General features: G+C 70.6%; 12 protein-coding genes. 8 read left to right on the top strand and 4 right to left on the bottom strand.

The features are described from left to right. Window positions 1-107 precede the first annotated feature (107 nt). The gene (gene alr, locus VLK61_RS21080; protein WP_325423599.1) at window positions 108-1,196 is read right to left on the bottom strand and encodes an alanine racemase; all 1,089 of its coding nucleotides are present in this window, start codon (window positions 1,194-1,196) and stop codon (window positions 108-110) included. A gap of 230 nt (window positions 1,197-1,426) precedes the next feature. Here alr and lplT point away from each other — a divergent pair, with 230 nt between their 5' ends. Next, entirely contained in the window at window positions 1,427-2,704 is a 1,278-nt protein-coding gene (gene lplT / locus VLK61_RS21085; protein WP_325423601.1) for a lysophospholipid transporter LplT, read from the top strand. Then, the gene (locus tag VLK61_RS21090) at window positions 2,701-3,564 is read left to right on the top strand and encodes a DMT family transporter (RefSeq protein ID WP_325423603.1); all 864 of its coding nucleotides are present in this window, start codon (window positions 2,701-2,703) and stop codon (window positions 3,562-3,564) included. The genes lplT and VLK61_RS21090 overlap by 4 nt, the downstream gene beginning before the upstream one ends. A 218-nt stretch (window positions 3,565-3,782) precedes the next feature. Here the strand turns inward: VLK61_RS21090 and VLK61_RS21095 are convergent, their stop codons facing one another. Further along, window positions 3,783-4,727, bottom strand: a complete 945-nt coding sequence (locus VLK61_RS21095; protein ID WP_325423605.1) for a response regulator — start codon at window positions 4,725-4,727, stop codon at window positions 3,783-3,785. 138 nt (window positions 4,728-4,865) lie between these two features. On the opposite strand from VLK61_RS21095, the gene VLK61_RS21100 reads away from it, so the two are divergent. The 6 genes from VLK61_RS21100 (at window position 4,866) to VLK61_RS21125 (ending at window position 10,032) form a co-directional block, all read left to right on the top strand. Next, complete coding sequence (locus VLK61_RS21100) at window positions 4,866-5,357, top strand: glutathione peroxidase (protein ID WP_325423607.1); 492 nt, start codon at window positions 4,866-4,868, stop codon at window positions 5,355-5,357. Between the two features lie 64 nt (window positions 5,358-5,421). Further along, window positions 5,422-6,606, top strand: a complete 1,185-nt coding sequence (locus VLK61_RS21105; protein WP_325423609.1) for a DUF2332 domain-containing protein — start codon at window positions 5,422-5,424, stop codon at window positions 6,604-6,606. 30 nt (window positions 6,607-6,636) lie between these two features. Continuing rightward, window positions 6,637-7,833 carry an amino acid aminotransferase gene (locus VLK61_RS21110; protein ID WP_325423611.1) on the top strand — a complete coding sequence of 399 codons (1,197 nt, stop codon included), beginning with the start codon at window positions 6,637-6,639 and terminating at the stop codon, window positions 7,831-7,833. Between the two features lie 197 nt (window positions 7,834-8,030). Then, window positions 8,031-8,285 (top strand): hypothetical protein, encoded by a 255-nt coding sequence (locus VLK61_RS21115; RefSeq protein WP_325423613.1) that lies wholly within the window; start codon window positions 8,031-8,033, stop codon window positions 8,283-8,285. An 89-nt stretch (window positions 8,286-8,374) separates the two neighbouring features. Then, window positions 8,375-9,232 carry a DUF692 domain-containing protein gene (locus tag VLK61_RS21120; protein ID WP_325423615.1) on the top strand — a complete coding sequence of 286 codons (858 nt, stop codon included), beginning with the start codon at window positions 8,375-8,377 and terminating at the stop codon, window positions 9,230-9,232. Next, window positions 9,229-10,032 (top strand): DNA-binding domain-containing protein, encoded by an 804-nt coding sequence (locus VLK61_RS21125; protein WP_325423617.1) that lies wholly within the window; start codon window positions 9,229-9,231, stop codon window positions 10,030-10,032. The genes VLK61_RS21120 and VLK61_RS21125 overlap by 4 nt, the downstream gene beginning before the upstream one ends. A gap of 7 nt (window positions 10,033-10,039) precedes the next feature. Here the strand turns inward: VLK61_RS21125 and VLK61_RS21130 are convergent, their stop codons facing one another. Beyond that, entirely contained in the window at window positions 10,040-11,071 is a 1,032-nt protein-coding gene (locus VLK61_RS21130) for an alpha/beta fold hydrolase (protein ID WP_325423619.1), read from the bottom strand. Continuing rightward, window positions 11,068-13,512 carry a protein kinase domain-containing protein gene (locus tag VLK61_RS21135; protein ID WP_325423621.1) on the bottom strand — a complete coding sequence of 815 codons (2,445 nt, stop codon included), beginning with the start codon at window positions 13,510-13,512 and terminating at the stop codon, window positions 11,068-11,070. Before VLK61_RS21135 ends, VLK61_RS21130 begins: the two co-directional genes overlap by 4 nt. Window positions 13,513-13,639: the final 127 nt, after the last annotated feature.

A 13,639-nucleotide genomic window follows, 5' to 3' on the forward strand; every position in this document is an offset into this window, starting at 1 on the left:
CCAGCGCCGGCGACGAAGCGCCGAGCGACGAACCGGCGCGCGAGCGCGCGAAGCGGCGGCAACAGGGCGCGAAATGCGGTGGCCCCGCCGCCTGCGCGTTCAGCCGCTCAGTCGGTCATGTGCGTCGGCACCCGCAATGCCAGCGCGCACATCAGCTCGTAGCCGATGGTGCCGGCGGCCTGCGCCACCTCGTCGATCGCCAGCACCGCGCCGTGCGGGCCCTGCCCCCACAGCGTGACCTCGCTGCCGACCTGGGCGGAAGGCAGCGGCGACAAGTCCACCGCCAGCATGTCCATCGACACCCGGCCGACCGTGGCGCAGCGCTGCCCTTCGACCAGCACCGGCGTGCCGCTGCCGCAATGGCGCGGGTAGCCGTCGGCATAACCGCAGGCGACGATGCCGATGCGCATCGCGCGCTCGGCCGTGTAGCGGCTGCCGTAGCCCACGGTGTCGCCCGGCTGCAGCTGCTGCGTGGCGATCAGCCGCGAGCGCAAGCTCATGGCCGGCCGGAGGCCCCAGTGCGCGATGTCGTGCTCCGGGTGGTCGGGCGCGCTGCCGTAGGTCAGGATGCCGGCGCGCACCCAGTCGCTCTTCAGGCCGCGGTGGCGCAGCGTCGCGGCGCTGTTGCTCAGCGAGCGCTCGCCGGGCAGGTCGCGCGTGGCCTCGTCGAAGCTCGCGATCTGGTGCGCGATGCCGCGCGGCCCGTCGGCATCGGAGAAGTGCGTCATCAGCGAGATCTCGTCGATCTGCGGCAGCGCATTCAGCCGTGCCCAGGCCGAGCGGTAGGCCGCCGGCGTGAAGCCCAGCCGGTTCATGCCGCTGTTCATCTTCAGGAACACGCGGTGCGGCTGGTGGGTCTTGTGTGCGGCCAGCCAATCGATCTGGGCTTCGTGGTGCACCGCATGCCACAGGTTCAGCCGCGAGCACAGCTCCAGGTCGCGCGGCTCGAACACGCCCTCGAGCAGCAGCACCGGGCCACGCCAGCCCAGGGCGCGGATGCGTTCGGCCTCGGCCAGGTCCAGCAAGGCAAAGCCGTCGGCGCTGCGCAGCGCGTCGTAGACCCGCTCGATGCCATGGCCGTAGGCGTTGGCCTTGACCACCGCCCAGACGCGCGCATCGGGCATCGCGGCGCGGGCCTGCGCCAGGTTGTGCGCCAGGGCGCCGGTGTGGATCAGGGCTTCGATCGGACGCGGCACGGTGGGCCTTCGGCGGGGAGGAGGTGGGGGCTCGGGACGAGGCGGCCGGCCATTCTGTCAAAGCAGGGCCCGCAGGCGGCCATGCTATAACCCCCGGCCGACCGGGCGCCAGAGGGCGTCATCCGGGCTGGCGATTCAAGAACAGGCTGCGGGCACGGACTGCAGGGGACGAGCCGCTGGGCGGTCGACGACGGACACGGTGGGTTGGGGTTGCGGAAAGCTGACGGTCAATGAAAAGAGGCTTCCACACCATCATGGCGGCGCAGTTCTTCAGCTCGTTGGCTGACAACGCGCTGACCGTCGCCGCCATCGAGTTGCTGCGCAGCAACCAGGCCCCGGCCTGGCAGGTGCCGGCGCTGGCCGTGATGTTCGCGCTGTTCTATGTGCTGTTGGCGCCTTTTGTCGGCGCGTTCGCCGATGCGGTGCCCAAGGGCAAGGTGATGTTCATCTCGAACAGCATCAAGGTCGGCGGCTGCCTGATGATGCTCTTCGGCACCCACCCGCTGCTGTCCTACGCCGTGGTGGGGCTGGGTGCGGCAGCCTATTCGCCGGCCAAGTACGGCATCCTCACCGAGTTGCTGCCGCCTTCGCAGCTGGTCAAGGCCAATGGCTGGATCGAAGGGCTGACCATCGTCTCGATCATCCTCGGCACCGTGCTCGGCGGCCAGCTGGTCGGCACGCACATCGCGCCGAGCCTGCTGGGGCTGGACTTGCCGATGATCGAGACCGGCATCGACACCGCGCCCGAAGCCGCCATCGCGTCGCTGCTGGGACTGTATGTGCTGGCTTCGGTGTTCAACCTCTACATCCCGCGCACCGAAGCGCCGCTGCAGCCGCTGGCGCACAGCCCGATGACGCTGGTGAGCGACTTCTCGCAGTGCAACGCGCGGCTGTGGGCCGACAAGCTGGGCCAGATCTCGCTGGCCACGACGACGATGTTCTGGGGCGTCGGCGGCAACATGCGCATCATCGTCTTCCCCTGGGCCGCGGCGGCGCTGGGCTACAGCACGACGCAGGCCTCATCGCTGGCCGGCGTGGTGTCGATCGGCGTGGCCGCCGGCGCGGTGATCGCCTCGATGCGCATGCGGCTGGACCGCGCCACCGCGGTGATCCCGCTGGGCGTGGCGATGGGCATCCTGCTGATCGGCCTGAACCTGATCCGCGACATCTGGGTCGCCGTGCCCTTCCTGATCCTGCTGGGCCTGGCCGGCGGCTACCTGGTGGTGCCGATGAACGCGCTGCTGCAGCACCGCGGCCACAACCTGATGGGCGCCGGCCGCTCGATCGCGGTGCAGAACTTCAACGAGCAGGCCTGCATCCTGGGCCTGGCGGCGTTCTACACCGGCATGACCAAGCTGGGCCTGTCGGCCTTCACCGCGATCGCGCTGTTCGGCCTGCTGGTGGCCGGCACGATGGCGCTGATCTGGCGCTGGCATGCGCGCAATTGCATCCTGCACCGCGACGAGGTCGAGCGGCTGCTGGCCATCGCCAGAACCGACAAGCATTGAATCCCCGCGCATTGCCGGCGCTGGCGCTGGTCTTCAACGCCTTCACCTGGGGCGTGTCGTGGTGGCCGTTCCGCCAGTTCCAGCAGGCCGGCCTGCATGCGCTGTGGGTCACGACATTCACCTTCACGGTGGCAGTGATCGGACTGCTGGTCGCGCGCCCGGCCGCGCTGCGCGAGCTGCTGCGCACGCCGACGATGTGGGTGCTGATGCTGGCCGCGGGCCTGACCAACGCCTGCTTCAACTGGGCTGTGACCATCGGCGACGTGGTGCGCGTGGTGCTGCTGTTCTACCTGATGCCGCTGTGGGCCGTGCTGCTGGCGCGGCCGCTGCTGGGTGAGCGCATCGGCCCGCGCGAGCTGCTGCGGGTGGCGCTGGCACTGGCCGGCGCAGCCGTGGTGCTGTGGCCAGCCGAAGCCGAGCTGCTGGCACCGGTGGGCCTGGCCGATGCGCTGGCGGTCATCGGCGGGTTCACCTTCGCGCTGAACAACGTGATGCTGCGCCGCGAGGCCCACCGCAGCCAGCCCGGCCGCGCGCTGGCGATGTTCAGCGGCGGCGTGCTGGTCTCGCTGCTGCTGGCGGCAGTGCAAACCCACAGCGGGCTGATTGCCGCGCCCTCGGCGCAGGGCTGGGTCTGGCCGCTGGCCGTTGCCGGGCTGGCCGCCTGGTTCGTCGTCTCGAACCTGGCGCTGCAGTACGGCGCCGCACGCCTGCGCTCGCACACCACCGCCGTGATCATGATCAGTGAGGTGGTCTTCGCCGCGTTCTCGGCGCTGCTGCTCGGCGCCGGCACGCTGAGCCCGGCGCTGGCCGTGGGCGGCGCGCTGATCGTCACCGCGGCACTGCTGGCGGCCATCGACTGAGGCCGGCGCGGCGGCACGGCCGAGGATGAAACCCCCACGCTCACTGCGTTCGCTGCCCCCACGGCCCGGCGCGGGCCTGTACAGCTACATGCAGTTCGGAGCCGACACCGACCTGATCCCGGCCGGCGCCGTCATGCAGCCCAACGTGCCCGAGCCTGCCACGCAGGCGCTGATGGCCGCCGGCCCGGCCCTGCTGGCGCTGCGCTGCCGCCGCGGCCTCATTCGACCACGGGCACCGGCAACTCCGGCCCCCGGGTCAGGCCCTGCTGGCTGAGCCAGCGGTCGAGCACATTGAAGTCCAGCGGCTTGCCCAGGTGCACGTCGGCCCCGGCCAGCGTGCTGCGCACCCGGTCCACTGGTTCATGGAAGGCCGAGACGATGGCCACCAGCGGCGTGCGCCCGCCCGGGTGCACATGGCGGTGCTTGATGTGCTGGCACAGCGACAGGCCGTCCAGGTCGCTGTGCGGCCCCAGGTCGACATCGCAGAACACGAAGCCGAAGGGCTTGTGCGACAGCAGCTCCAGCGCCTTGCCGCTGTGCTGCGCCCATTCGGTGACCAGGCCGTAGCGCTGCAGCTGGCGGTCCAGGAAATGCAGCGCCAGTTCGCTGTCGTCGATCAGCAGTGCGCGGCGCAGCGGCACCGGGCGCAGCGCGGCTTCGCGCTGGCGGCGCGAGGTCTCGGCGGCGGCGCGGCGTTCTTCCAGCGTCGGCAGCGGCCGGGTTTCGTCGGCCGCGCGCTGCGCTTCATCGGCGGCGCGGCGCAGCGGTGTCGGCGTGCCCTTGCCGAGCGTGATCGGCCGTGAAATGGTCGGCGACGGTGCCAGCAGCGGCAGCGGACCGGTGCCGGGGTTGTCGCGCATGGCCACCAGCGCATCCAGCTCGCGCAGCACATGCACCGGGTCGATCGGCCGCATCATCCAGCTGGCCGCGCCTTCCGGGCCCTGCGCGCCGACGAACACCGCATCGGTGATGCGGCCCAGCGCCTGCAGCAGCTCGGGCACGCCGGACTGGTCGGCATCGGCCACGACGAAGCGCGCCTCGTCGACATCCAGCACATGCACATAGGTCGGGTTGCGCCGCGCGGCAAGTCGGAAGTACGACGCCAGCGCATTGCGTTCGAAGGCGCTGAAGCCCAGCAACGCGACAGGAATCGAAACAGACATCGGTGGGACGGGGTCAGTGACAGGCAAAGGAGTCGGCCATGATCGGCGAAGAAGGCCGGATCGTCAAAGCGCGGCGCGCCCGCAATCCGGGGATTAACATGCCGCTCTTCAGCCAGCCGTGCACGGAGTGTCTCAGCAATGTCAGAACAAAGCATAGGGGAATTCGACGCCCTGTCCATCGACGGCAAGCGTGTCAAGCTGTCCCAGTACGAAGGCCAGGTGATGCTGATCGTCAACACCGCCAGCGCCTGCGGCTTCACGCCGCAATTCGCCGGTCTGGAAAAGCTGTGGCAGACCTACAAGGACCAGGGCCTGGTGGTGCTGGGCTTTCCGAGCAATGAGTTCGGCGGACAGGACCCCGGCAGCAACGAGGAGATCGCATCGTTCTGCCAGGTGAACTACGGCGTCAGCTTCCCGATGATGGCCAAGATCGACGTCACCGGCCTGGGCGCCCACGCGCTGTACCGCTGGCTGACCAAGGAAGCACCGGGGCTGCTGGGCACCCGGGCCATCAAGTGGAACTTCACAAAATTTCTGGTCGGCCGCAACGGCCGCGTGATCAAGCGCTATGCGCCGCAGGACGCGCCGGAGAAGCTGGCCGCCGACATCGAGGCCGCCCTGGCCGCATGAAGCCGCGCGGCGGGCCGCCGTCCACGCGCCTGCGCACAGGCCGGCGCGCAGGCGCGCCCGGCCGATGAGCGCCGCAGGGCCCGTCACCGACGCCACCGCGCCCGGCGACGCGGCGCAGACACTGGCGCGCCGCCAGCAGGTGTTCGAGCGCTTCGCGAGCACCGAGTGTGGTGAAGACCCGCTGTACGTGGCGCTGTGCCACCTGCTCGCGCAGCGGCCCGCCGCGCTGGCACTGCTGGATGCCGCGCCGCGCCACCAGCAGCGGCCCAACCTGCTGCTGGCCGCCATCCACGAGCGTGTGCTCGATGGCGCGGGCGATGCGCTGGCCGCTTACTTTCCCAGTGTGGGCGGCACGCGTGCACCGGACGCCGCATTGCCCGAAGCTTTCGATCACTTCTTCGCCCGGCAGCAGGCCGCGCTGGCAGCGCATGTAGCCCAGCGCGCCACGCAGACCAACGAGATCGGCCGTTGCGCGGTGCTGTGGCCGGCGCTGGCCGAACTGGCCCTGCGCTGCGGCGGCCGGCCGCTGGCGCTGCTGGATTTCGGCAGCAGCGCGGGGCTGAACCTGGGCGTTGATGCCTACCGCTACCAGCATGGCGCGGTGGCGCTCGGCGCACCCGCCGGCGCCGGCACGCCGCTCATCCATTGCCACCCGGTCGCCGGCGCGGCGCCGCCCGCCGTGCCGGCGCCAAAGATCGCCCAGCGCCTGGGCCTGGACCCCGCACCGGTGGACGTGGCCGACGAGCGGGCGCTGCGCTGGTTGCGCGCCTGCCTGTGGCCGCACGACCGCGCCCGCGCGACACGCTTCGACCAGGCCGCGGCCCTCGTGCGCCGCGCCGGCTGGCGCGTGCAGCAGGCGGACGACTGCTTCGCCGCGATCGAGCCCTGGCTGGACAGCCTGCCGCCCGACGTGCAGCCGGTGGTCTTCAACAGCTGGGTGCTGGCCTATTTCGAGCCCGCGGCGCTGGCCCGCCATGTCGAGGCCATGCGCGCGCTGGTGCAGCGCCGCGGCCTGGCCTGGCTCAGCGCCGAAGGGCCTGGCCTGGTGCTGGGCGATGCGCCGCCGCCGGTACGGCCCGGCGACGACCAGGTCAGCGCGGCCGAACTGGCCAATGCCTCGTTGTGGTACCTGACGCTGGCAGGCGACGCCGGCCAGGCGCAGACCACGCTGCTGGCGCGCAGCCATGCCCACGGGCGCTGGGTGTGCTGGGAAGCCGCCGCGGAAACCGGGCCGGTCGCCGCCAGATAATCCCCGGTCCCCCACCGGAGAGTTTTCACCATGTTCGAGCATGTGCAGCCCTATGCGGGCGACCCGATCTTCGCCCTGGTCGATGCCTACAACGCCGACCCGCGGCCGCAGAAGGTGAACCTGTCGATCGGCATCTATTTCGACGAGCAGGGCCGCCTGCCGGTGCTGGACAGCGTGCGCGGCGCCGAGGCGATGATCCTGGCCGCCGGCGGCGCCAAGCCCTACCTGCCGATGGAAGGCGCCGCCGACATGCGCCGCGAGGTGCAGAAGCTGCTGCTCGGCGCCGAGCACCCGGCCATCGCCGCCGGCCGCGTGGCGACGATCCAGAGCGTGGGCTCCTCGGGCGGGCTGAAGGTCGGCGCCGATTTCCTGAAGACCTGGCTGCCCGCCAGCAGCGTCTGGGTCAGCGACCCGACCTGGGACAACCACCGCTCGATGTTCGAAGGCTCGGGCTTCACGGTGAACACCTATCCGTACTACGACAGCAGCACCGGCGGCGTGCGCTTCGATGCGATGCTGGAGACCTTGCGTGGCTTGCCGCAGCGCAGCATCGTGCTGCTGCATGCCTGCTGCCACAACCCCACCGGTGTCGACCTGACGGCTGCGCAATGGGATGCACTGATCCCGGTGCTGCGCGAGCGTGAACTGCTGCCCTACCTGGACCTGGCCTACCAGGGTTTCGGCGACGGCATCGTCGAAGACGCCTATGCGGTGCGCGCGCTGGCCGACGCCGGCCTGACCTACTTCGTCGCCAACTCGTTCTCCAAGAGCATGAGCGTGTACGGCGAACGCTGCGGCGCTTTGAGCGCCGTCTGCGCCACGGCCGCCGAAGCCGCGCTGGTGATGGGTCAGCTGCGCTACACCGTGCGCCGCATCTATTCGAGCCCGGCGATGCACAGTGCGCAGATCGTCGCCTTCGTGCTGGGCGACGATGAACTGCGCCCAATGTGGGAAGCCGAACTCGGCGCGATGCGCGAGCGCATCGCCCGCATGCGCCGCGCACTGCACGAGCGCCTGGTGGCCCGGGTGCCGGGCCGCGACTTCGGCTACTTCCTGAGCCAGCGCGGCATGTTCAGCTACACCGGATTGAGCGCGGCCCAGGTCGACCGGCTGCGCGAAGAACATGCGGTGTACCTGATCCGCTCTGGCCGCATCTGCGTGGCCGGATTGAACAGCGGCAATGTCGAGCGCACGGCAGAGGCCTTTGCCACCGTGCTGGCGGGCTGAGCGCGATGCGTTGAACGTGGGCCGGCGGGCGCTGCATCCGATCGGCGAGACCCCGCGTATCTCAGACCGGTCGCCGATCCGCTTCGACAAGCCTGTAAGGAAAACGAAGCAGGTGGCGACAGACGCTTGCGTCCTGATGGCCCCGGCCGAACCGGGCCGGGGCGCACCTCACGTTCACTGCATCGAAAGGAAATCTCATGAACATCAAGTCGGGTGTGGCCATCGCCACCGCTGCCGCCGCGCTCTTCTCCACCGGCCTGCTGGCCACCAGTACCGTGCAAGCCGCCGATGCGGGCGTGAAGTGTTCGGGCACCAACAGCTGCAAGGGCAGCAGCGAATGCAAGACCGCCAGCAGCTCCTGCAAGGGCCAGAACAGCTGCAAGGGCCAAGGCTGGGTCAATGCCAAGTCGGCCAAGGAATGCACCGACGCGGGCGGCAAGGTCGTCAAGTAATTCTGCGAACCCCGTGCCTTGTCGCGCCCGAGTGCCGCCGGTCGGTGCCCGGGTGCCTTTTGCGACCTTGACCCTGCCTGGGACGCTGCATGAGTGATTCGCAGATCAGCGGTTTCGGCCTCGGCCTGCGCACCGAGCACTACGCCGATTTCATCGCCGCGAAACCGGCGGTGGACTGGCTGGAGATCATCAGCGAGAACTACATGGTGCCGGGCGGCAAGCCGCTGCACCACCTGGACCGCATCCGCGCCGACTTTTCCGTGGTGATGCACGGCGTGTCGATGTCCCTGGGCGGCACCGATGCACTGAACACCGACTACCTGCGCGAATTGAAAGCCCTGGCCGCGCGGGTGCAGCCGGCCTGGCTGTCGGACCACCTGTGCTGGACCGGCGTGAACGGCCAGAACCTGCATGACCTGCTGCCGCTGCCGATGACCGGGGCCGCGCTGCGCCATGTGGCCAGCCGGCTGCAGCAAGTACAAGACACGCTGGGCCGGCGGCTGGCGATCGAGAACCTGTCGAGCTATGTGCGCTTCGCGGCCGACGAGATGAACGAATTCCAGTTCGTCGCCGAGTTGCTGCGCCGCACCGACAGCCTGCTGCTGCTGGACGTCAACAACGTCTACGTCAGCAGCGTCAACCACGGCTTCGATGCCCGGGCCTACATCGATGCGATGCCGCCCGAGCGCGTGGTGCAGATCCACCTGGCCGGCCACTCGGTGCAGGATGGTTTCCTGATCGACACCCATGACGCACCGGTGTGCCCAGAGGTGTGGGATCTGTACCGCTACACGCTGCAGCGCATCGGCTTTCGCCCGACGATGATCGAGCGCGACGACCGGATCCCGGCGCTCGACGAGCTACTGGCCGAACTGGACATCGCGCGGCACATCGCCGCAGATGTCGCCGCCGAGGTCGCGGCCGAAACGACGGCGGCCTTGGCATGAGCGACCTGCTGCGTCAACAGCAGCTGGCCTTTGCCGCCGCGGTGACCCATGGCGCGCCGGTCGATCAGTTGCTGGCCGGCAGCCCCGACGGCGGGCCGCCGCTGATCAGCGCCTACCGCCATGCCTACGGCGCGCGGCTCAATGAAGCGCTGCGCGACAACTTCGAGATCCTGGCCCGGGCGATGGGCGACGAGGCCTTCGATGCGCTGGCCACGGCCTATCGCCGGGCCTGGCCGTCCACCGTGCCGTCGATCCGCTGGTTCGGCCACCGCCTGGCCGAGTTCATGGTCGCGCAGGTCGAGCAGGACTCGGGCCTGGTGCCGCACCCGGCCTTCGTCGACCTGGCGCGCATGGACTGGGCGCTGCGCAGCGCCTTCGACGCCGCTGACGCGCCGGTGATAGTCCGCGACGCGCTGGCCGCGCTCGCGCCCGAGCAGTTCGCGGCGCTGCGTTTCACGCCGCATCCCAGCGTGCAACTGCTGCCGCTGGACTGGGCCATCGAGGCCGCCTGGCGCGCGCTGCGCGAGCACGATGCGGACAGTGGCGACGAGCCCGACCTGCCCGAACCGCGGGCCGAAGCGCACCAGCTGCTGGTTTGGCGGCGCGGGCTGGAAACACGGTGGCGCTCGCTCGACCCGCACGAGGCCGTGCTGCTGCAAGCGATGCAGCGCGGCGAGAACTTTGCGGCGCTGTGCGAACACGCGGCGGCGTCGAGCGGCGATGCCGATCAGGCGGTGACGATCGCCGCCACCGCGCTGACGCAGTGGCTGGAAGACGAGCTGTTGAGTGCCCTGACCTGATCGACGCTCAACCGCCCTGCCAGGGCCGGCGCATCGGCGCATGCGGCACCGAAAACTCGGCCGGCCCGGCGCCGTCGCCGCGCAGCCAGTCGCCGATCATCGCGGTCTGGTGGCGGTCGCTCAGCACCGGCGTGTGGCCGGTGTCCGGCACATGGGCCAGCGTCAGCGCATGGCCGCGCTGCATGCGCGTTATCGTCGCCGGCGACAAGGCATCCGATTCCAGGCCGTGCACCAGCAGCACGGGGCATTGAAGCGCCGCCCAGGCATCCCACTGGTCGACGCTGCACGCCGCGTCGCGCTGGTAGGCCAGCAGCGCACGCGGGTCGACGCGGTAGACGCGGCCGGCATCCTCGTCGGACCAGCGCGTCTGGTGGTAGGCGATGAACTGGCGCACTTCGTCGCCCACCGGCCCGTCGTGCTTCTGCGCGGCGCCGGCGCGGCGCATCAGGTCCTGCGGCGAGCGGAACACATAGTGCCGGGCCAGCGCCTGCGCGCGCCGTGCGCGCCGGGCCTGCGGAATGTGCGGGCCGACATCATTGAGCAGCAGGCGCGACACCGATGACGGCTGCCGCGCCGCCAGGGCCAGCGCGGCGCTGCCGCCCATCGACGAGCCCAGCAGCGCGACCGGCCCGCCGCCCAGGTGCTCGATCAGCTGCCGCAGTTGTTCGACGTAGGTGGCCAATTGGTACTCGCTGCCGTCGGCCAGCCAGCCGGAGCGGCCACGGCCCAGCCAGTCCATGCAGATGACGCGGTGGCCTTCGCGGGCCAGGTCGGCGGCGAGGAATGCAAAGCGCATCGCAGTGTTGGCCACGCCGCCGCAGCACACCAGCAGTGGCGCGCCGCGCGGGCCCCAATCGGTGTAGGCCACCGGCACCTCGTAGGGCCGGCGCAGGCGCAGCGGCACCTCGTGCTGCAAGGCCAGCGGCTGCTGGTAGCGAAAACCCGCCGCCGCGCAGAGCCCGGCAAAGCGCCGGTCCAGGCGCTCGGCCGTCTGCAACCAGGCCTGCCAGCCGGGCGCTGCGGGCGGCATGCCGCTCATCGATGCGCATCGCCGGGCGGCGGGGCGGCTTCACGTTCACGCTCGCGCTGGCGCAGCACATCGACCATCACGTTGAAGGTGCGCGCCAGTTGGCCGACCTCGTCGCGGCTGTGCACGGTGATGGCCGCACGGTCGAAGTCGCCGGCCTTCAGGGCATGCGCGGCGCCGGTGAGGGCCTGGATCGGCCGCACGATGCTGCGCGCGAAGCGCAGCGCCAGACCGGTGAACAGCAGGCCGATCAGACCGACGCTCCACAGCAAGTGGTTGTACAGCAGCATCAGCGGCGCCTCGAAGGCCGAGCGCGGCTCGCTGACGCCGACCACCCAGTGGTGGCCGGGCACCGGCGCGAAGCCGGCGATCTCGTCGACACCGCTAAGGTTGGAGCGGTAGGCCACATGGCCGGCCTTCGTCGCGCCGACCATGGCCGCGGCCAGCCGGGGCTGGTTCAGGCTGACGATGGTGTCGCGACGGAAACGCTGGTCGGCACGGATGGCTTCCAGCGTCGGCGCCGGCAGCGGCATCAGGCTGCGGTACAGCAGGTCTTCGCGCGGGTGGTGGACCAGCACGCCGTCGCCGTCGATCAGGAAGGGGGTCAGGATCGAATCGTGCCGCACCTCGTCGAGGATGGCCGCGAACGACGAACCATGGATGCGCAGCACCACCGCGCCGATGACGGTCTGCTGCGCGTCGAACACCGGCATCGAGAAGAACACGCCGGTGGCGCCGGCCACCGCGCCCACGACCAGGCTGGTGACGAAGGTCCGGCCGGCCATCGCCTCCTGGAAATACTGGCGGAAGCGGAAGTTGCGGTCGATCAGGTTGGCGTCGCTGGACACCAGCGTGGTGCCGGCGGTGTCCATCACCATCACCAGGTGGATGTCGCGGTTGGCTTTGGTCACGGCGACCAGCTTGTCGCGCAGCGCGGGCCGGGCGGCGGGATCGGGCTGCGCGAGATAGCGCGCAAAGTCGATGTCCGTGCCGAGCACGCGAGCCAGGTTCTGGCTGTCGTTGATCAGCTGCGCCAGCCGGCCTGCCGTGTTGTGGGCCAGCAGTTCCGCCTGGTTGAGCTGGCTGGCGGTGAGGGCCTGCTGGCTCTGGCTGAGGTTGTAGGCCGCTGTCACCAGCATCGGCAGCAAGGCGGTGACCACCATCGCCAGCGTCATCTTCACGGCCAGCGGCCAGGCCGAGGGCGTGAACACCGTGCGCAGTGCCGTGCCGCCGCGGCGCAGCGCTGCGCCGGCCCCGGTGCTGCCGGCGGGCTCGGTCATGGCATCGCCGCCGCGCAGCGCTTCCTTCAGGCCCAGCGTCGTCAGGTGGTCGGCGAGCAGGGCCTGGCGCCAGGCGGCGATGTCGCGCGGGCGCTGCGCGGCGTCGGGCTGCAGCGCCCAGTCGACGGCGCGCAGGAAGTTCTCGCCGTAGCGCCCGCGGCCGATGTCGACGGCGCTCTTCATCGCCGCGCCGGTGGCGCGCGCTTCGGCATCGGGCGGCTTGTGGCCGCTCACCGCCCAGTACAGCGTGGCGCCCAGCGCATAGATGTCGGTCCACGCGCCTTGTTCGCCGATGCCGTACTGCTCGATCGGCGCGAAGCCGGGCGTGACGATCACCGCCTCGGCCTCGGCCAGCGCCACGGTCTGCCCGGCCGAGCCGAAATCCAGCAGCACGAAGCGGCCGTCGTCTTGGCGCACCTGGATGTTGTCGGGCTTGATGTCGCGGTGCAGGAAACCTGCCGCATGCACCACCGCCAGCCCATCGAGCAGCGGCTGCAGCCGCGCCACCAGGCCGCGCTCGCCGATCGCCTGGTGCTCGGGCCACCAGCCGCGCAAGGGGCTGCCGCGTTCGTACTCCAGCACCATGTAGGCGGTGTGGTGCGCCTCGAAGAAACGGGCCACGCGCACGATGTTCGGGTGGCGGAAGGTGGCCAGCGTGCGCGCTTCGACCAGAAAGGCCTCCAGCCCGAATTGGTAGCGCTCGCGGTGCCGCACGGCATTCGGCGAGACGCTGCGGTCGCCGGCGCGGAAGGCGATCTCCTCGGGCAGGTATTCCTTGATCGCCACCGGCGCGCGCAGGTTCACATCGGTGGCCAGGTAGGTGATGCCGAAACCGCCCTGGCCGAGCACGCTTTCGATGCGGTACTCGTGCAGGCGGAAGCCCGGCTGCAGCGCCAGCGGCGCCTTGCGCGCCAGCGCCTCGGGCAGCGGCGTGGCCGGCGCTTCGCCGCGGCGCAGCACGGTGGTGTGGGTGCCGGTCAGCGGGACGGTGCGCGCGATGGTGGTGTCGTCCGCCGGCGCTGGTTTGCGCGCGGGCGTGGTGCGCACCCAGGTGGCGTCCGGGTCGGGGACCGGGGGCCGCACGCGCGTGGCGTCAGCGTCAGCGTCAGCGTCCGGCACGGGCGGCCGCACGCGTGTCGCGTCAGCGTCGGACGGTGGTCGGTCGGAGCTCACTGGTGCACCCTACGGCCTGCGGCCAGTCCCGCCAAGCGGGAATGAGCCCCTTCGGGCGGCCGGGCGGAGCTCATGCACAGGCATCAGGTCGCACGGTCAGATGCAGCGCCCGCCGTCGACTTCCATG

This window comes from Aquabacterium sp. (assembly GCF_035476535.1).
Classification (GTDB): Bacteria; Pseudomonadota; Gammaproteobacteria; order Burkholderiales; family Burkholderiaceae_C; genus Pseudaquabacterium.